The organism is Mitsuokella jalaludinii DSM 13811, assembly GCF_000702905.1.
Taxonomy (GTDB): Bacteria; Bacillota; Negativicutes; order Selenomonadales; family Selenomonadaceae; genus Mitsuokella; species Mitsuokella jalaludinii.
In genome coordinates, this window is sequence record NZ_JNKR01000001.1 from 248,802 (window position 1) to 266,085 (window position 17,284).

23 protein-coding genes are annotated in these 17,284 nt (G+C 56.6%); 3 read left to right on the forward strand and 20 right to left on the reverse strand.

The window, feature by feature from the left end; translation table 11 throughout:
• Nucleotides 1–2: 2 nt before the first annotated feature.
• The 20 genes from T518_RS01120 to T518_RS01210 form a co-directional block, all read right to left on the reverse strand.
• On the reverse strand, nt 3–1,670 hold the full coding sequence (locus T518_RS01120; protein WP_036373924.1) for a formate--tetrahydrofolate ligase: 1,668 nt from the start codon (nt 1,668–1,670) through the stop codon (nt 3–5).
• 45 nt (nt 1,671–1,715) lie between these two features.
• Nucleotides 1,716–2,579, reverse strand: a complete 864-nt coding sequence (gene folD, locus T518_RS01125) for a bifunctional methylenetetrahydrofolate dehydrogenase/methenyltetrahydrofolate cyclohydrolase FolD (RefSeq protein ID WP_036373927.1) — start codon at nt 2,577–2,579, stop codon at nt 1,716–1,718.
• 54 nt (nt 2,580–2,633) lie between these two features.
• Nucleotides 2,634–3,482 (reverse strand): 4-hydroxybenzoate octaprenyltransferase, encoded by an 849-nt coding sequence (locus T518_RS01130; RefSeq protein WP_155948021.1) that lies wholly within the window; start codon nt 3,480–3,482, stop codon nt 2,634–2,636.
• Entirely contained in the window at nt 3,479–4,939 is a 1,461-nt protein-coding gene (locus tag T518_RS01135; RefSeq protein WP_036373933.1) for a menaquinone biosynthesis decarboxylase, read from the reverse strand. Before T518_RS01135 ends, T518_RS01130 begins: the two co-directional genes overlap by 4 nt.
• A 70-nt stretch (nt 4,940–5,009) precedes the next feature.
• Nucleotides 5,010–5,801, reverse strand: coding sequence for a twin-arginine translocase subunit TatC (gene tatC / locus T518_RS01140; protein ID WP_036373935.1), 792 nt, complete (start codon nt 5,799–5,801; stop codon nt 5,010–5,012).
• An 18-nt stretch (nt 5,802–5,819) separates the two neighbouring features.
• Nucleotides 5,820–6,038, reverse strand: a complete 219-nt coding sequence (locus T518_RS01145) for a twin-arginine translocase TatA/TatE family subunit (RefSeq protein WP_036373937.1) — start codon at nt 6,036–6,038, stop codon at nt 5,820–5,822.
• Nucleotides 6,039–6,214: 176 nt separating this feature from the next.
• The gene (gene tatA / locus T518_RS01150; protein ID WP_036373939.1) at nt 6,215–6,613 is read right to left on the reverse strand and encodes a twin-arginine translocase TatA/TatE family subunit; all 399 of its coding nucleotides are present in this window, start codon (nt 6,611–6,613) and stop codon (nt 6,215–6,217) included.
• 46 nt (nt 6,614–6,659) lie between these two features.
• Complete coding sequence (locus T518_RS01155) at nt 6,660–7,619, reverse strand: polyprenyl synthetase family protein (protein WP_036373941.1); 960 nt, start codon at nt 7,617–7,619, stop codon at nt 6,660–6,662.
• Nucleotides 7,620–8,165: 546 nt separating this feature from the next.
• Complete coding sequence (locus T518_RS01160; protein ID WP_162177178.1) at nt 8,166–8,720, reverse strand: hypothetical protein; 555 nt, start codon at nt 8,718–8,720, stop codon at nt 8,166–8,168.
• A 369-nt stretch (nt 8,721–9,089) separates the two neighbouring features.
• The gene (locus T518_RS01165) at nt 9,090–9,410 is read right to left on the reverse strand and encodes an RNase H1/viroplasmin domain-containing protein (protein WP_036373947.1); all 321 of its coding nucleotides are present in this window, start codon (nt 9,408–9,410) and stop codon (nt 9,090–9,092) included.
• A 5-nt stretch (nt 9,411–9,415) separates the two neighbouring features.
• Entirely contained in the window at nt 9,416–10,123 is a 708-nt protein-coding gene (locus T518_RS01170; RefSeq protein WP_162177180.1) for a hypothetical protein, read from the reverse strand.
• A 25-nt stretch (nt 10,124–10,148) separates the two neighbouring features.
• Complete coding sequence (locus tag T518_RS01175; protein WP_036373953.1) at nt 10,149–11,477, reverse strand: replicative DNA helicase; 1,329 nt, start codon at nt 11,475–11,477, stop codon at nt 10,149–10,151.
• 14 nt (nt 11,478–11,491) lie between these two features.
• Nucleotides 11,492–12,340 carry a helix-turn-helix domain-containing protein gene (locus T518_RS11300; RefSeq protein ID WP_162177181.1) on the reverse strand — a complete coding sequence of 283 codons (849 nt, stop codon included), beginning with the start codon at nt 12,338–12,340 and terminating at the stop codon, nt 11,492–11,494.
• 63 nt (nt 12,341–12,403) lie between these two features.
• Nucleotides 12,404–12,631 carry a hypothetical protein gene (locus tag T518_RS11935; protein WP_155948023.1) on the reverse strand — a complete coding sequence of 76 codons (228 nt, stop codon included), beginning with the start codon at nt 12,629–12,631 and terminating at the stop codon, nt 12,404–12,406.
• Nucleotides 12,632–12,636: 5 nt separating this feature from the next.
• Nucleotides 12,637–12,960 (reverse strand): hypothetical protein, encoded by a 324-nt coding sequence (locus tag T518_RS01185; RefSeq protein WP_155948024.1) that lies wholly within the window; start codon nt 12,958–12,960, stop codon nt 12,637–12,639.
• Nucleotides 12,961–12,980: 20 nt separating this feature from the next.
• Nucleotides 12,981–13,187, reverse strand: a complete 207-nt coding sequence (locus T518_RS01190) for a hypothetical protein (protein WP_036373958.1) — start codon at nt 13,185–13,187, stop codon at nt 12,981–12,983.
• 5 nt (nt 13,188–13,192) lie between these two features.
• Nucleotides 13,193–13,453: a hypothetical protein gene (locus tag T518_RS01195; RefSeq protein WP_036373961.1), complete on the reverse strand. Its 261-nt coding sequence runs from the start codon at nt 13,451–13,453 to the stop codon at nt 13,193–13,195.
• Nucleotides 13,454–13,466: 13 nt separating this feature from the next.
• Nucleotides 13,467–13,871 (reverse strand): hypothetical protein, encoded by a 405-nt coding sequence (locus T518_RS01200; RefSeq protein ID WP_155948025.1) that lies wholly within the window; start codon nt 13,869–13,871, stop codon nt 13,467–13,469.
• Between the two features lie 127 nt (nt 13,872–13,998).
• Complete coding sequence (locus T518_RS01205) at nt 13,999–14,292, reverse strand: hypothetical protein (RefSeq protein WP_036373967.1); 294 nt, start codon at nt 14,290–14,292, stop codon at nt 13,999–14,001.
• A gap of 52 nt (nt 14,293–14,344) precedes the next feature.
• Nucleotides 14,345–14,536, reverse strand: coding sequence for a helix-turn-helix domain-containing protein (locus tag T518_RS01210; RefSeq protein WP_036373970.1), 192 nt, complete (start codon nt 14,534–14,536; stop codon nt 14,345–14,347).
• A gap of 142 nt (nt 14,537–14,678) precedes the next feature.
• Here T518_RS01210 and T518_RS11305 point away from each other — a divergent pair, with 142 nt between their 5' ends.
• From T518_RS11305 to T518_RS01225, 3 genes are read left to right on the forward strand one after another with little or no spacing between them, the layout of a single operon-like run.
• Nucleotides 14,679–15,344 (forward strand): helix-turn-helix domain-containing protein, encoded by a 666-nt coding sequence (locus tag T518_RS11305; protein WP_051652125.1) that lies wholly within the window; start codon nt 14,679–14,681, stop codon nt 15,342–15,344.
• A 41-nt stretch (nt 15,345–15,385) separates the two neighbouring features.
• Entirely contained in the window at nt 15,386–16,150 is a 765-nt protein-coding gene (locus T518_RS01220) for a Fic family protein (RefSeq protein WP_036373973.1), read from the forward strand.
• Nucleotides 16,137–17,216, forward strand: a complete 1,080-nt coding sequence (locus tag T518_RS01225; RefSeq protein ID WP_036374453.1) for a site-specific integrase — start codon at nt 16,137–16,139, stop codon at nt 17,214–17,216. Before T518_RS01220 ends, T518_RS01225 begins: the two co-directional genes overlap by 14 nt.
• The last annotated feature ends 68 nt before the right edge of the window (nt 17,217–17,284 follow it).

A 17,284-nucleotide genomic window follows, 5' to 3' on the forward strand; every position in this document is an offset into this window, starting at 1 on the left:
CATCAGAACAGTCCTGTGATCTTGCCGTTGACGTCGATGTCCATGTTCTCGGCAGCCGGATGCTTCGGCAGGCCCGGCATCGTCAGGATGTTGCCCGTCAGGGCGACGATGAAGCCGGCGCCGGCGCTGATGCGCAGTTCCTTGACCGTGATGCGGAAGCCAGTCGGACGGCCGATCTTCGTCGCATCGTCCGAGAGCGAGTACTGCGTCTTGGCCATGCAGACCGGCATCTTGTCGAAGCCGAGCTCCTCGATCTCCTTGAGTTGTTTCTTGGCAGCCGGCGTGAAGTCGACGCCATCGCCGCCGTAGATCTCCTTCGTGATCTTCTCGATCTTTTCAGGGATGCTCTCATTGACATCGTAGATGAAGTGGAAGTCGTTCGGTTTCTCTGTCGCCGCGATGACCTTGTCGGCAAGCTCCAGGCCGCCTTCGCCGCCCTTAGCCCAGACCTCCGACAGCGCGACTTCGGCACCGAGTTCATTGCACTTCTTCTCGACGAAGTCGAGCTCTTCCTTCGTGTCCGTCGGGAAGGCATTGATGGCGACGACAGCCGACAGGCCGAACTTATGGATGTTCTCGATGTGCTTCGTGAGGTTGGCAATGCCCTTCTCGAGCGCTGCCATGTCGACCTTGCCGAGTTCCTTCTTGTCGAGGCCGCCGTGCATCTTGAGCGCGCGGACCGTCGCGACGATGACGACGGCATCCGGTTTCAGGCCGGCAAAGCGGCACTTGATGTCGAGGAATTTCTCGGCACCGAGGTCCGCGCCGAAGCCTGCCTCCGTGACGACGTAATCGGCGAATTTCAGCGCGAACTTCGTCGCCATGACGCTGTTGCAGCCATGTGCGATATTCGCGAACGGGCCGCCGTGGATGAAGGCTGGCGTGCCCTCGAGCGTCTGCACGAGGTTCGGCTTGATGGCATCCTTGAAGAGCAGCGTCAGCGCGCCCGTGACATTGAGTTCTTTCGCGCGGATGGCGCGGCCTTCGCGGCTGTAGCCGATGACGATCTCGCCGAGGCGCTGCTTCATGTCCTCGAGGTCTTTCGCGAGGCAGAGGATGGCCATCATCTCCGAAGCGACCGTGATGTCGAACCCCGTCTCGCGCGGCGTGCCGTGGGCCTTGCCGCCGAGGCCGATGACGACGTGGCGCAGCGCGCGGTCATTGAGGTCAAGCACGCGCTTCCAGGTGATGCGTCGCACATCGATGTCGAGCGCATTGCCCTGCTGGATGTGGTTGTCGATGACAGCGGCGAGCAGGTTGTGGGCCGTCGTGATGGCGTGGAAATCGCCCGTGAAGTGCAGATTGATGTCCTCCATCGGCACGACCTGCGCGTAGCCGCCGCCGGCAGCGCCGCCTTTAAGGCCGAAGCACGGGCCGAGCGACGGCTCACGCAGTGCGACGGCGACCTTCCGGCCCTGGCGGTGGAAGGCGTCCGCAAGGCCGACACTCGTCGTCGTCTTGCCCTCGCCTGCCGGCGTCGGGTTGATGGCCGTCACGAGGATGAGCTTGCCGTTCGGCTGCTCCTTGACGCGCTCCCAGGCAGAGAGCGCGACTTTTGCCTTGTACTTGCCGTAAAGTTCCAGTTCATCATCGGAAATGCCAAGCTTTTCCGCGATCTCCTGGATGGGGCGCATCTCGGCTTCCTGTGCAATCTCAACATCGGTTTTCATTTCTGTACCTCCTGCATTCTCTGAGAAACACTTTCTATATTCATGTTATGCCTGAAGCTGCATTTCTGCGGCGCGGACAACATTTTCCATGAGCATGGCGACGGTCAAGAGTCCGACGCCGCCCGGCACCGGCGTGATGGCGCCGGCGACTTCCTTGACGGATTCGAAGTCGACGTCGCCGACGAGCTTCTTCGGCGCGATGCGGTTGATGCCGACATCGATGACTGTCGCGCCCGGCTTGACCATGTCAGCCGTGACGAACTTCGGGCGGCCGACGGCTGCGACGAGGATGTCGGCCTCGCGCGTGATGGCCGGCAGGTCCTTCGTGTGACTGTGGCAGATCGTGACCGTCGCATTCTTGCCGAGCAGCAGATGGAGCATCGGCTTGCCGACGATGTTGCTGCGGCCGATGATGACGGCGCGCTGACCGTCAATCGGGATGCCGGCGAGCTCGAGCATGCGCAGGCAGCCGAACGGCGTGCAGGGCACGAGTCCCGGCTCTCCCGTCACGAGGCGGCCGACGTTGACGGGATGGAAGCCGTCGACGTCCTTCTCCGGGCGGATGCGCTCGAGGATCTCCGACTCGTGCGCGGCAATCTGCTCGGGCAGCGGCAGCTGCACGAGGATGCCGTGGATCTTCACGTCCGCGTTGAGCGCATCAATCTTCGCGATGAGCTCGTCTTTTGTCGTCGTCTCGGGCATCTCAATGACTTCGGAGTAGATGCCGAGCGCCTCGCACGACTTGTGCTTGTTGCGCACGTAGACCTGCGAGGCAGGATTCGAGCCGACGATGATGACGGCAAGGCCCGGCTGCACGCCGTACTTCTCCTGCAGAGCGGCTGCCTTCTTCTGCGCGTCCTCGCGGAATGCCTGGGCAAAGACCTTGCCCTCCAAAATACGAGCTGTCATAGAATCACCTTTCCTATCTCTCTATCTCTGAAAAAACAACGTCAAGACTATCGGTCAGATATAGAAACTCAGCCAGGTACAGGCAAAGATGGCCACCGAGACGATGCCATTGCGCATGAAGTACCGCTGCGTCACGCGGGAAAAATCAGTTGGGCTCACGATGCGATGCTGGTAACAGAGCGTCGCAGCGGCGATGAATACACCAACGAAGTAGAGCGCCGAGAGGTGCATCATGAAGCCGACCGCCGCGAAGCAGGCGATGCAGATGATATGCGCGGCGACGGCGATGCGGAAGGCCCCGGCTGCGCCGTAGCTGACGGCCAGCGAGTGGAGCCCCTGGCTGCGGTCGAATTCCTCATCCTGCGCACCGTACATCGCATCAAACGCCCCGATCCAGAGCGCGACGGCCAGACAGAGCACGATGAGCGGCGCCGTGACCGTGCCGCTGACGCCGACCCAGCCGCCCGCCGGCGCCATGGCGATGGCGAGGCCAAGGAACATGTGGACCCAGCCCGTCACGCGCTTCATGAACGGGTAGATGATGAACGGGATGGCCGCCACGGGCAGCAGGTAGATGCAGATCGGCTGCAGCTGCAGGACTGAGAGCACCATGAGCACAAGGCAGATGACGATGAAGACGAGCGCCTCGCGCTTCGAGATGCGTCCTGCAACCATCGCGCGGTAGGCCATGCGCGGCTGCTGCTTGTCGTACTTGAGGTCGGCGAGATTGTCGATGGCCATCGCCGCGGCGCGGCCCGTCGTGATGGCCATCGCGATCCAGAAGAGGTCGATGAGACGCGGATGGCCGCCCGCAGCGAGCACCGCCCCCATGAAGGCGAACGGCAGGTCGAAGATCGTGTGGTGCAGGGCGACGTTGTTGATGTGTGCTTTGATAGAGATCACTCGAGTCCAAGCTCCTTCCACTTCGCATCGACCTTCGCCTTGATGTCCTCCGACATCGCGATCTCATCCGGCCATTCGCGGCTGTGCCCCTCTTCCGGCCAGGTCTTCGTCGCATCGACGCCGAGCTTCGCGCCCCACTTCGCCATCGGCGAGGAGTGGTCGAGCACGTCGAGAGGGCCCTCGACGATCTCGAGATCGTGCTTCGCGTCGATGTTGTTGAAGACGCGCCAGGCCACTTCGCTGATGTCCTGGACATCGACATGTGCGTCGACGACGATGATCATCTTGACGTTCATCATCTGACCCATGCCCCAGAGCGCATGCATGACCTTGCGCGCCTGCATCGGGTACGACTTCTTGATGGAGACGATGCAGCAGTCGTGGAAGACGCCCTCGAGCGGCATGTTGATGTCGATGATCTCCGGCTGCATCTGCTGCAGGAGCGGCAGGAAGATGCGCTCCGTCGCCTTGGCGAGGAAGCAGTCCTCCATCGGCGGCTTGCCGACGACGGTTGCCGAGTAGATGGCATCCTTGCGGTGCGTGATGGCCGTGACGTGGAAGACTGGGTAGTCGTCGGCGAGGGAGTAGTAGCCCGTGTGGTCGCCGAACGGGCCCTCGCGGCGCATCTCATCCGTGCGGACGTAGCCCTCGAGGATGATCTCTGCCGTGGCCGGCACCTCGATGTCAACCGTCTTGCACTTGACCATCTCGACCGACTTGTGGCGCAGGAAGCCCGCGAAGACCATCTCATCGATGTCGCGCGGCAGCGGTGCTGTCGCCGCGTACGTCACGACAGGGTCTGTGCCGATGGCGACAGCCGCCTCGATGCACGCGCCGCCCTGCGCCTTCATGTCGCGGAAGTTCTCCGCGCCGTTCTTATGGATGTGCCAGTGCATGCCCGTCGTCTTGCTGTCGTACTTCTGTAAGCGATACATGCCGACGTTGCGCTTGCCCGTATTCGGGTTCTTGGTGAAGACGAGCGGCAAGGTGACGAACGGGCCGCCGTCATCCGGCCAGCACTTGAGGATGGGGATCTCGTCGAGATCCGGGTTCTCCGTCTCGACGACTTCCTGGCACGGCGCATGCTTGACGTACTTCGGGAAGTTGATGGCCCGCTTGATCATCGGAATCATCGTGACGACGCTCATCTTGTTCTGCAACGAGACGTACGGCAGCTTCATCATCTCGCGGAGCTCATCCGCGACATCGTCGAGCTTCTCGACGCCGAGGGCCATGGCCATGCGCTCGTAGCTGCCGAAGGCGTTCATGAGCACCGGCATCTTCGAACCCTTGACGTTCTCGAAGAGCAGGGCGACATTCTTCTCGCCCTTCATCTTGGACACGCGGTCCGTGATCTCCGTGATCTCGAGATCCGGGTCCACCTCTGTCTTGATGCGCTTCAAGAGGCCCTTGCTCTCGAGGGCCTCGATGAATTCGCGCAGATCTCTGTAAGCCAAAAAAATCTCTCCTTCTCTATCGTATCAATCTAAGCAGACTGAGTTGACTCTGCTGACTCCGCCTCCATATTCACCGGCGCAGGATGAAGCGCACGATGAAGTAGCCGACCTCGTAGAGGACAATCATCGGCAGCGCGATCATCGACTGCGTGAAGACATCCGGCGTCGGCGTGATGATGGCGCCGGCGACGAAGGACAGGAAGATGACGATGCGCTGATACTTCTTGAGCATAGCCGAAGTCAATATGCCCATCTTGCCGAGGATCGTTATGACGAGCGGCAGCTCGAACACGAAGCCAAACGGCAGGACGAACGTGATGACGAAATCAAAATACTTGTTGACGGAAAAGAGCGCCTCGAGCTCCGCATTGCCGAAGCCCATGAAGAAGCGGATGCCCGCCGGCAAGACCAGGAAGAACGAGAAGGCCAGTCCCGAGAAAAACAGGACGACCGACGTCGGCACGACGATGCCGAGCACCATGCGCTCCTTGGCCGTCAGGGCCGGCAGGAAGAACCGCCATACCTGGTAAAAGACGATGGGCAGTGCCATGAGGAAGCCGGCGACGACAGCCACCTTGAGGTACGTGAAGAACGCCTCAGACGGCTGCATATAGTAGAGCTTGCCCGCAGGCAGCGTCAGATAATGCATGATCTCCTCGATGAAGTAATATCCAACGCAGCTGCCCAGGCCGACAGCGATGAGACATTTGATGAGTCGGCTGCGCAGTTCCGTCAGATGTGCGATGAGCGACATCGTACCGTCATCGTCCGACTGCACTTCCTGCACCGTCTCTGCCGCTTCGCTCGTCTGCTGCGGCGCTTCTATTTCTTCATATTGTCTTTCTTCTGCCATTTCTGCCATGGGTACCTCTTATCCTGCTCACTTCTGCTCATCTTTCTTGACAGGCGTCTCTTTCGTCTCCGCCGTCACATTGATCATCTTGTCGTCTTTCTTCCCATCCTCGTCATTGCTGGCCGACTTGAACTCGCGGATGCTCTTGCCGAGCGCCTTGCCGACATCCGGCAGTTTTCCCGGGCCAAAGATGACAAGGCCGATGATCAAGATGAGTACGAGTTCCGGTACACCTAATCCAAACATGATATTTCCTCCCCAAATACGAAAGACTGATGAGCCTGCACACGGCTCCACACTATGCTTCTATTATACATGCTGCCCGAGCGGCTGGCCAGTCTGTTTCCCAATAGACACTATAGGCTTGGCTTATGCTTCCATAACCTTGAAATAAAAACGGGCGCAAAAAGTTGCGCCCTGCTTCAGACTGATTGTTTCTCTTTGCCCGCGGCTTCCTTCTTCGCCTGCGTCTCAGCGATCTGCTGGCGCACGCTCTCCTGTGTCGGTGCCTCATAGGCAGGCGCTTTCGGTGCGGTCTGCTGCGGCGCTTCTGCCTGTGCCTTCGCTGCTTCTGCAGCAGGCGCCTGTGCTGCGCTCTGCTGTGCCTGTGCCTGCGGTGTGGGCTGCGGCTGTGGCTTTGGCTGAGCCTGCGGCGGGGGTTCCGGTGCGTTCATCGCCTGCGTCAGCGCATTCGATGCCTTGCGGAATTCACGGATTCCCTTGCCAAGCGTACGCCCCATCTCCGGCAGCTTGCCGGGGCCAAAGACGATGAGCCCGATGATCAGGATGAGCACGAGCTCCGGTACACCAATTCCAAACATATTGTCCCTCCATTTACCGTTTCACGATAGCACGATATCCATGCGGTCAAAAATCGCGGTCGCCGATAAAGTCGGCTACCATCTCATACGCTTCGCGGATGGCGTCGGGCAGTCCTTCCGGCAATGCTGCCTTGGCGCGCGCAAGGTACTCGTCCGCCTTCGCCTTGGCGAAGTCCACGCCGTCCGTCGCCTTGACTATCTCTAATGCGCGCTCGACCATCTCGTCCGTCATCTCCATGTCCGTGACGATGCGCTCGAGTTCCTCGGCATCGGGGCTCGTCTCGAGTGCCCGGATGACGGGCAGGGTCACGATCCCCTGACGGATGTCATTGCCGGCCGGCTTGCCGATTGTCTCAGCCGTCTGCTCGATGTCGAGGAGGTCATCCGTGATCTGGAAGGCCATGCCGATGCAGTGGCCATACTCCGCGAGCTTCTTCATCTCCTCGCGGTCCATGCCGCCGACCATGGCGCCGAGCTCACAGCAGATCTCGAGGAAATCGGCCGTCTTTTTCTGGATGCGCTCGTAGTAGTCGGCCACGCCGCGCGAAGCCTGGTAAACAGCGTGGTCCTGGATGATCTCGCCGACACTGAGGTTGCAGACGAGATCGGCCAGGCGCTTCGAGACGTACGGATCATAGCCCTCCTCTGCAATCAGTGTGAAAGCTCTCGCGAAGATGTAGTCGCCCGAGAGGATGGCCACCTGGTTGTTCCAGCGCGCATTGGCCGTCGCCGCACCGCGGCGCGTATCCGCCTCATCGATGACATCGTCATGGACCAGCGATGCCGTGTGGATGAGCTCAAGCGCCTCTGCCAGCGGCAGGACATGCGGCAGGTCAAAGGCTCTGCCGCCGCGAGCCGACAGCAGGCAGAGCGCCGGACGGATGCGCTTCCCGCCCGATGTCACGATGTGCATGCCGACTTCCGTCACCAGGTCATTCGTGGAAGTCACGGCCTCCTGCAGGCCCTGCTCCAGTACTTCAAGATCGCCCTTTATGACATCAAACATCTGGTTTGACAAATTCATCACCTACAAAATCTTACTCTTATTTATGACGCATAACACATTCTATAATTATAACCCAGCCAGAAACAGCCGTCAATCACAGTTATCACACGTTCAAAGCGTTCTGAACAGGGCATTTTGAAGGTCTTTTTCCATTTTTTGTTACCATTCTGTTACCGCTGGCCCTGTTCATCGTGTTACCGCTGTTACCACGCAGAAGCCCTGTTGTATCGCCCTCCAGCACCAACAACCACAGATATGAAAACAGGCCGCTGACTTCTACCAGTCCGCCGGGCTCCAATTGCCCATGGAGGGTAGAAGGTTCAACGACCTCTAAAGAGAACCTCGCCGATGTCCGATGTCACGAGCCCCGAACCAAACGTCCGAAACGACTCAGCGAAGAAGCTTCCCGCTTGATTTATAGCAGCCAGGGCTTAGGTGCTGCCACACAGTCCAACGCTGGTGCGGTGTCCCACGACAGCCATATTGTTGGAGCCGTAAACCGTGGGGGTAGCCCTACATCCGATAAATCAAGCGGTCCTCTCACCATCATTGTACCACAGCCGCCCGCGCAATGCCAGACTGTTTCTGCACTGCTACGTTCCATTCATCACACAACATTTCCAGCTGTTCCTGCTCGTACCGCCTGCAAGTAGACTCACAGCGATGAACGCGCCGTGCAATCTCAGGCCAGCGCAGACCATAGAAGTAGTGCAACCGGACAACGTTGCACCAGTCCCAACACTCCAGCGTGTCCAAGAAAGCAAGCTCCCGCCGCATCCTGAGGACTTCCTGCATCAGGCGGGCGGCCTTGCTTCTTTGCTTCTCTGCCAGCGTGACAGCAGACTCCACCGCCGAAGCTCCCGCACCGCCACGCGCTCCCGACACGTGCCACCCTGAGTAATGTGGCAGCACATCGCCGACAAGATCCTGAATCTCCTGCGTCAAGCTGGCAATCCTAGCAGCGTACTGCCCAGCCGCCCGCATGTAGTCCCGCATGGAATCCACCGTCATAATCTCCTGCATCGTCAGCACCCCTTTCGACAAAGAACACCTGCTTTCATTGTCCGCCCCTGCCAGCCACTTGTCAACGGGAACCTGCAACCAGCCTGCCGTTCTCGTCTGCTTTTATGGGCATGAAGAAACTCACCTTTTAGGGACTCGGAAAACTCGCCATATTCCCTGCCGCCCGCATCGACTTGCAGGGACTCGCCAATATGCCGACCCCGTCCCGCCGACACCGCCGCCCGCCATTTGCGTTTATTTTCGTCTGGCCTGTTCTCCGTGCCTGCTTCCTGCCCGTCGAATCCTCCGCCCCTATACACTACCATAGGCCAGCGCATGGACAGCCCTTGTAGCGCGTCCTAGCGCGTCTGAGAGGATAATCCTGCCCGCTACTGCCTGCTGTCCTCGCGTACAGACAAAAAAAGACGGGCCACATCTGCCCGTCGCAATCTTAGGATTTCTTAGCTGTTAGCATTTGTTAGTGCCCGCGTTCGTCTCCTGCTTCCACACAGGGATGACAGGCCCTTGCAATGGCTCAGTTGCTGGAACGAACCGCCAGCCGTTTGCGTCCGTGTCCTTGCCGCGCTTCTTCCGCCGTGCCTGCCGCGCTTCTTCCAGCCGCGCCCGCTCGTCCAGCAGCCACGCTTCGGCATCAGCCCGCGAATAGAAGCCACGGTAACGGGCGGCTAACCCGTAATCTTGCACGCTTGCCGCACATGTCGCCCACTTGTCGAAAACGCCAACGGCCCTGCCACGGCTCACCGCATAGCATGTGAATGGTTTCTTCATAGCCGTCACTCCTTCCAGCCATCGATCTTGCGCATCCACTTCGGGCGGCGCGGCTTTGCTTTCAGGCCCAGCACCTCGCCATCTGCAACAAGATAGACGCGCCCCTGCTTGTCCCTTGCTTCGGTTACATGCTTCGGAAGAAAGCACGGCTCCCCCGTCTGCTGCTCAACGAAAGACTCTATCAAGGATTGCTTGCCCTCGCGCTCCCGCATCTCGTCCATGACATGCATACCAGCAAGACAGCACAATCGAATATCCCAATTCGTCATCTCCATCAAGAAATCCAGCACCTCGCGCGTCCCCTTGAACCGCTTCCAGCCGCCCGCCGCTTCGACTGCCTGCCGTGCCGTGTAGTAGTCCTGCCATTCATATCTCGCGCCGTCGTACCACTTCTCAGGCGGGAACAGCTGTGCAACCTTCTCAGCCGATAGCAGCGACCCTAGCAGCAGCATAGAATGGAATACGTTCCCCAAGTCTTTCAGGCCCGTGTTCGTCTCGTCGTCCAGCTCCTCGTTCTCTAGGTAGGCAAAGTACCGCACAAGACCGACGAAAGCAGGAACAACGTCCTTCTCGTCTGCCCACTCGATCGTGCCGCCCGCTACAATTCGCTCCATGTGTTTGGTGCTTTGTGTCAGATACCGGCACGCCTTCCGCGCTCTCAGCAGCTCCTCGGCCTTCTGCCGCTCGTCCCGCTTGCCAGCAATCCGTTTCATCTTCATGTTCGTCACTCCTATCATTTCATTCTATCCTCGTTGCTGCCGACCTGAACGTTTGTGTCTCACCATACCAAATAAGCGGGATGACCTTTAACTCTGAGTCCTTGGCCTTCAGTGTCCCTAGCTCCACATGCCTGTCTGTCTTGTCCCTCGTGTAGTAGGCAGGACGATACAGCCCCAGAACTATGTCTGCATCCTGTTCAATGTCGCCCGTTTCTCGCAGATCAGAAAGCAAAGGCCGCTTATCCTCTCTCGTTTCCGATGCTCGTGAAAGCTGAGACAAGGCAAGCACTGGCACATCCAGCCGTGTTGCAAGGTCTTTCAGGCCATGCACAATCTCGCCGACTTCATGAACCCTGTCACGGTAACGCCCATCACCACGTGTAAGCTGGATATGATCGACCACTACCAAGTCAAGGCCGTTGAACTTCGCTTTGGTAAGCTGTGCCCGTGCCTTCATTTCCGCCACACTCACGCGCCTGTCAAAAATATCCAGCTGGAACTCCTTAAGGGATTCGCATAGCTTGATAACCTTGTTGGCCCCTTTTTCGTTTAAGCGGCCTTCTCTCAACAGCTTGTAGTCTATATCCCCGATACTGGAAATCAGGCGATCATAGACCTTGTTCTTAGGCGTTTCTTCTGAGACGAACAGCACCTTTCCGCCCTGCTTGCATACGTTTGCCATGATATTCAAGGCAAGGGCCGTCTTGCCCATAGAAGGACGAGCTGCCAATATAACAAGCTCTCCACGCCCAAGCCCGACGATTGCCCTATCAAGGTCAACGAAGCCAGTCTTTAATGCCGTGTCTAGGCCGCACTGCCTGTTGTTGAAGTATTCTAGATAGTCGATCATCCTGTCTGTCATTCTCTGCCAGCCCGCGCCATCATCTGCCGTCGTCAAGGCTGTCAGGCGTTCTTGCACACTACCAGAAATGGCAACAACCGCTTTCCCCATGTCCTGAGAATCAGCCAGCAGGCAACGCGCAACTTGCTGCATCTCGCGCCGTGCTGAGTAGTCCTTGATCGTGCGTGCATATTCCTGTATCTGCTGTTCGTACGTATCGGAAGGTCCTGCCTGTTCCAATAGCTGAGACAGGAACAACGGGGTAATCTCGCCGGCAAGCCCAACTTTCTGTAGATGTATCATGACCGTTTTTATGTCAATGTGCATCCCGTCATCTGCCATCTGTAAGAAGGAATGATATAAGGCTCGATTGACCTGCTTGTAAAAGTCATCCTCTTTCAGGCCCGTCAGCCGCACCTTGTCAATGCAATCAGCCGCGCTATAGAGAATAGCCCCTAAGATTGCTTGTTCTGCTGTATCGTCAAACAGCTTTGTTTTTTCGCTCATATCGTCGCCGCCTTTCACCTATCGGCCTGATCCTGCATTTTCATTTCTCGAATCGATGCTTCAACTCTGGCCTGCCGTTCTTCTTCTGTCTCGTCTGACACCATGGGAATACCACCCCACGCCGAAGAAGCGGACGCGGGCGGCTGTACCTGTGTTGCCAGCTCGTCCTCCCATCTCTCGTCATTCAGCCACGTTGAAGGATATGGGATGTACTTGCCGCCATCCTTCTTCCAGTCTGCCGACAACTTCTGCTGCTCTAGCCCTTTCATCAGCTGAGGGAACACGTCAGGCAGGTTCTTGATCTTGAAGAATGACTTCCGTGCCTTCGCCTTGTCTCGCTTCTTCGGATATGCCTGATAGAACTCGCTGAACATCGTCTCCGTCTTATCCTGCTGATAGGATGCACGCTTGCGCAAATCCGCATTTGCGCTCTTATTCATCTTGTTGTTATTATGTTGCCAATTCTGACATGGGGTGGGCGACAAATCTGTCATGCCCCCTACGTCACTCATGACACCCCCCACGTCAAATTTGACATGCCCCATGACTAACTTGACATGCTTTGTAGGTATGATGTTTCGATGGCTGTTCCCTTCATCGTCGACATAAACCTTGACCTGTACATAGCCTTTCGTTCTCAGTCCGTCTATGATACGCTGCATAGTACGAATTGACTTTCCTCGTATCGCCCCTAAGTTACGATTCGACATAAAGCAATAGCCTTTTGTGTAGGATAGCATGACTATCATGATGTAATACACCAGCTCAGGCTCCGTCAAATCCTTGCTATAGAACAGCTCTTTAGGCGGATCTATATATGGTTTTGCAGATTCATCCATGTTGGTTTTCTTGTTGTCTGACATACCGTCACCACCTTTCATATTCAGACAAAAGAGAGCCGCACACATCTCCGGCTCTCCACAATTTCATTCTGTTGTATACTGCCGTCGCTTCACGGAAACGACTTCCAACTGCTGGCCCGTCGCTTCACCGTACAGGCGGCACAATGTTTTCGCCACCAGCATCACAATTTTCTGGGCGGCTTCCTCGTTTTGTGGTAAAATGGATATGGACGAAGTGTCGGTCAAAACAACTTGTCCTTCTGCCGCTGTTGGTGTTCCCGCACCTGCAACGGCTTTTTTGTTTGCGCTCATTCGTGTCACAACCTTTCCAGCTTAATCTCAAGCAGGCCGCCGTCATCAGGCCATGTTTTGAGAACCAGCCTGTCATACATCAGCAGCGCGCCCTCGGAATCAGCAATCACATCACCGTCTGCATCCAGCAAGGCCAGCTCCAACGCATTGCCCACGCGGATGTGACGCACGCCACGAATCGCCATCCCTTCCCATGCCACCGCCGACACGCCAGCAAGGGCCTGATTGATTGCGTTCTCGATGTGTCGCCGCGCACCTTCGTATTCCTCGGCATGATGTTTCGCCACCGACTCCCAGAACACTGAGAGGTCAACAATCTGTTTTTTCATAGTCATTCATCCTTTCTGCATCAACAGATGCCGAGTGTTTCGAAAAACGCCTGACGATTGCAACGCCCGCGCATCGTGTAGCAGCCCTTCTTCTTCAAACGCTCGTTCGTCAGATGGATAGCCCGACTAGCTGCTGGACGCGAGCAGCACATGATTTTCATGGCTTCTTTCGTCGTGACAAATCGAACCGTCTCGGTGTCGATTTTCTCGTTCACTTCTTGTTTCATTGTTGTCATCCTTTCATTGCCTGTAACTTGCTGATCAGTGCACGCCAGCCGCCACGCTCGAAGAACACGTTGAGTTCACCATGCCGCCCGCCAGTCTCGGCCTTGCCGACAATCACGAGCACTCGGCCCTGCTGGTTCTCCATGCCCGCCGTGAAGTGGTCGTTGTCTCGGCACGTCTCTTGCACCGCATAGCCAGCCGACTCAAGGGCCGCCATGCGCTCCTGCATGAAGCTAGGAAGTGCCGCCCTTTGTACCTGTTCCATCATGCCCACCTCGCTCTTACTTCAAGCTGATAACAAGCAGCTTCCCGACGCCAACCTGCTCACTGTTGTGAAACTCAAGGTGTAATTCGCTACCTACTGCATCCACAAGCCACAAGGCAAGCTCTCGATCATCTGCGTCTCGGAAAGACAGGCCCACCGTACAACGGCCTCCTTCATCCCTCTGATGATACTCATAGGCATCGACGGAAACATGGTCTGTGTAGCTCAGGTTGACACTGTTGATTGCAATCGTCGTGTCCTCGTCGATGTACCGATTCATGATCTTCGCAATTGCGTCCGCACGCATCATGGCCAGCTCGCCATCGTCCTGTTCTTCCTCTGCCATCGCAATAGACAGGTCACACAGGTCAATCGTGACCTCGTGCTTCACATCTACTTTCGGTTCAATAGTTGCGTTCATATCGTTCATCCTTTCTGTACAGCCTACGAGCGGCCCTTCTATTGTCGCCCCTAGGTAAGTGTACCCGTATGTCTTTGGATTTTACTCCTTCTTGTAGCTACAAGGGGAAATGACTTTAAAATCGAAATTAGACCCCTGCTTGACTGGCCTTTTCTCGCCCTGCTTTCAATCTCGCTACCATCTCCGCCCGCTGTTCGTCTGACAAGGTACGCTTGACACGCCTTGACCGATAAGACAGCAGGTTCTTGTCCACGACGTACTCCACAGCAACGACCTCGCCAGCCTGCTTGTGTTCTTTATGTCGCTGGTAAATCTTATCAAGGCGTGTGATCTGCGTTGAATCCGTTGTGTAGACGGTCATCGTCTCGCCGTTGCGGTCATACTGGACGACCGTCTCTTGCTCACTCGTCGGAATACTCATAGCGTTACCTCTCTTTCTGTACTGCCGCCCACGGGCGGCTTTTCTTGTGCCGTCACATGTCCATCAGCTCAGACGGACGCACGCCAAGTACACGGGCAATCTTGCCGAGCGTTACAATCGTTGGCGTGCGGCCTTTCTTCATCATGCCCCAGACAGCCGTCCGCGACACGCCAGCCTTATTCGCCAGCCCCGCCTGTGTCAGGCCCTTCTCAGCCATCAGATCAAGCAGTTTTGCCTTGTCCATACGGTTCACTCCCTTCAATGTTTCATGTGAAACAACAATAGTTTTAATACGCAAACTTTGTTGTTTCTTATTCCCATTATATCCAACATGTGTTAGAATGTCAACATGATAATGAAACAGTTGTTGGAAGGAGCCAAACCCATTGATTCAATTCACGAAAAAGCTCAAGCAATTACGAGAAGCGCATGGTCTCAGCCGCCAAGAACTTGCCGATATGTCCAACATCTCCAGTGCGGCAATCGGTTACTACGAAACAGGGAAAAGAGAACCGCAAGCAAGCACGCTCGTTTCCATCGCCACCGCGCTGCATGTCTCCGTAGACGATTTGCTCGGCTACCATGTTGACCTCTACGAACGCGCAGAGTACATGTTGCAGAGCGTCGGCATAACTACAACGCACGATACAGACAGCATCAATCTGCATATTCCTGCTGATGCATACGAACGCTTAAGCAAGGACTTGTTCATCGAAAATCTCATACTACACGCAACAGCAGGTCAGAAACAAACCCTCGACATTGTGATGCCAACTGACACTTTTCGCGCTTTCGTAGATAAAGCCAACGAAGAAGCGCATACAAGTGCCGATAAAGCGTTCATTTCCGTACTTCTCATGGGCGTGCAACAATACCAACACTACAAGGACATGTTGTTGGCCTACCAAAAAGGCCGCCCGCTCACGCCGTTCCTAGGACATGACCCTTTCCCTACCAGTAAGGAACCAGACAAAGCTGACAGCCCACTCGCTGATCAGACAAAAGAAAAAGCCGCCGACCCGAAGGCCAACGGCAAACACAAGAAAGACTAAATGCTATTTATTATATCACACTGAAAGGACGAAACGCGACCATGACCGACTTCGACTACAAGGCCCTTGACCGACTCAAGGCCGACATGTCCCGCATCGCCAGCACACTGCCGCCTGACGTGCTCGACAACTACAACCGCGACTTCGACGTGACGTATGCCCACGACTCCACGCAAATCGAAGGCAACACGCTTTCCCTTGTGGAAACGAAAGTGCTGCTCGAGGACGGCATTTCCATTGGCGGCAAGAAACTCCGCGAGGTGTACGAGGTCACGAACCACGACCGTGCCTTCACCTATGTACGCCAGCTCATCCGAGAAGGCCGCCCTCTGGATGAAGAACTCGTGAAGGACATCCATGAAATCCTGATGCAAAACATCATGCAAGGCGGCATCTACCGTTCCCATGCCGTGCGCATCATTGGCGCATCGCACCGCCCGCCCGAGCCATATGACATGCTCCAGCAAATCAAGTTCTTCTTCGCGGACATGCCCACCAACAGGGACAGGATGCACCCCGTAGAGTTTGCCGCATGGACGCACGCCGAGTTTGTGCGCATCCATCCATTCGCCGACGGCAACGGCAGAACATCCCGCATGATCATGAACTACCAGCTCATGGCGGGCGGCTTCCTGCCTGTCTCCATCAAGGCCGAGAATCAGGCTCCCTACTACACGGCCCTTGACCAGTACGCCACGGAACGGAACCTTGTGCCCTTCCTGACACAGGTCTACGACCACGAGAAAGCGGCCCTGCTCGACTTCATCGCCAGCTATGGGGAAGGTGCTGCACATGTCACACATTGAGAAACGCACCTTGCAGGACGGCAAGACAAGCTGGCTCATCATGTTCCGTTACACCGACTGGCAGGGCAAGAGACGGCAGAAGAAGGCGTCCGGCTTTCCCACCAAGCGGGAAGCACTTGCCTACGAACGGGACTTCATCGAGCGAGAAGCAGGCTCCCCCAGCATGACGTTCGGCAACCTATGGGCGGTCTACAAGAAGGACTTCAAGCACCGCGTCAAAGAATCATCCGTGCACTCTGTTATCCCGAACGTAGAACGGCGCGTGCTGCCATACTTCAAGGACATGCCAATCAACCAGATCACGCCCGCCATCGTCAGGCGATGGGAAACCGAGCTGCACGATTCCACGGAACTCTCGGACAGGTTCATCCAGTATCTACACGGGCGGCTTTCTTCCGTCCTGTCTTTCGCGTGCAAGTATTACAGCCTTCCACGCAACCCCGCCAAGATAGCTGGCACGACGGTCAAGAGCGCACCCGCCCAACAGACGATACAGTTCTGGACAGTAGAACAGTTCAAGGCGTTCGACCGTGCCGCCGAAGGAGAAGAACCCTATAGGACTCTCTTCCGCCTGCTGTTCTGGTCTGGTCTTCGTGTCGGTGAAGCGTTCGCCCTCACCGTCCAAGACATTGACCTGCAAGCTGGCTCGATCTCCGTGTCCAAGACATACCACCGCTACGACGCCAAGGACAAGATCACCACGCCAAAGACGGCGCACAGCAACCGCACGGTATCCATACCGCCCCAGCTATGCCAAGCCCTGAGTGAACATATCCAAGCGATACCGAACCCCACGCCACACACGCGCCTGTTCGAGTCTCTGCCGTTCAACTACAACCTGACAAGGCACTTCCACAAGATAGCCGAGAAGGCGGGCCTGCCGCTCATCAAGATTCATGATCTCCGGCACTCCCATGCGTCCATGCTCATCCAGAAGAACGTGCCGCCCATCGTCATACGTGACCGCCTAGGCCACAAATCCATCCAGACCACACTGGACATTTACAGCCACCTATACCCCGTCAAAGGGCAGGAAGTAGCCGATATTCTCGCTAATATCTGGTAAAAGTGTTACCTTTCTGTTACCTTTCAGCAAATAAAAAGGCAGAGAACCCTTTATTTACAAGGGACTCT

Bases quoted from the DNA above. Each gene is read 5' to 3' on its own strand.
- T518_RS01165 (WP_036373947.1), bottom strand. From the start codon at position 9,410: ATGAAGAAACCATTCACATGCTATGCGGTGAGCCGTGGCAGGGCCGTT.
- folD (WP_036373927.1), bottom strand. From the start codon at position 2,579: ATGACAGCTCGTATTTTGGAGGGCAAGGTCTTTGCCCAGGCATTCCGC.
- T518_RS01175 (WP_036373953.1), bottom strand. From the start codon at position 11,477: ATGAGCGAAAAAACAAAGCTGTTTGACGATACAGCAGAACAAGCAATC.
- T518_RS01190 (WP_036373958.1), bottom strand. From the start codon at position 13,187: ATGAAACAAGAAGTGAACGAGAAAATCGACACCGAGACGGTTCGATTT.
- T518_RS01225 (WP_036374453.1), top strand. From the start codon at position 16,137: ATGTCACACATTGAGAAACGCACCTTGCAGGACGGCAAGACAAGCTGG.
- tatA (WP_036373939.1), bottom strand. From the start codon at position 6,613: ATGTTTGGAATTGGTGTACCGGAGCTCGTGCTCATCCTGATCATCGGG.
- T518_RS11300 (WP_162177181.1), bottom strand. From the start codon at position 12,340: ATGTCAGACAACAAGAAAACCAACATGGATGAATCTGCAAAACCATAT.
- T518_RS01120 (WP_036373924.1), bottom strand. From the start codon at position 1,670: ATGAAAACCGATGTTGAGATTGCACAGGAAGCCGAGATGCGCCCCATC.
- T518_RS01195 (WP_036373961.1), bottom strand. From the start codon at position 13,453: ATGATGGAACAGGTACAAAGGGCGGCACTTCCTAGCTTCATGCAGGAG.
- tatC (WP_036373935.1), bottom strand. From the start codon at position 5,801: ATGGCAGAAATGGCAGAAGAAAGACAATATGAAGAAATAGAAGCGCCG.
- T518_RS01185 (WP_155948024.1), bottom strand. From the start codon at position 12,960: ATGAAAAAACAGATTGTTGACCTCTCAGTGTTCTGGGAGTCGGTGGCG.
- T518_RS01220 (WP_036373973.1), top strand. From the start codon at position 15,386: ATGACCGACTTCGACTACAAGGCCCTTGACCGACTCAAGGCCGACATG.
- T518_RS01200 (WP_155948025.1), bottom strand. From the start codon at position 13,871: ATGAACGCAACTATTGAACCGAAAGTAGATGTGAAGCACGAGGTCACG.
- T518_RS01145 (WP_036373937.1), bottom strand. From the start codon at position 6,038: ATGTTTGGATTAGGTGTACCGGAACTCGTACTCATCTTGATCATCGGC.
- T518_RS01155 (WP_036373941.1), bottom strand. From the start codon at position 7,619: ATGTTTGATGTCATAAAGGGCGATCTTGAAGTACTGGAGCAGGGCCTG.
- T518_RS01170 (WP_162177180.1), bottom strand. From the start codon at position 10,123: ATGAAACGGATTGCTGGCAAGCGGGACGAGCGGCAGAAGGCCGAGGAG.
- T518_RS01210 (WP_036373970.1), bottom strand. From the start codon at position 14,536: ATGGACAAGGCAAAACTGCTTGATCTGATGGCTGAGAAGGGCCTGACA.
- T518_RS01205 (WP_036373967.1), bottom strand. From the start codon at position 14,292: ATGAGTATTCCGACGAGTGAGCAAGAGACGGTCGTCCAGTATGACCGC.
- T518_RS11935 (WP_155948023.1), bottom strand. From the start codon at position 12,631: ATGAGCGCAAACAAAAAAGCCGTTGCAGGTGCGGGAACACCAACAGCG.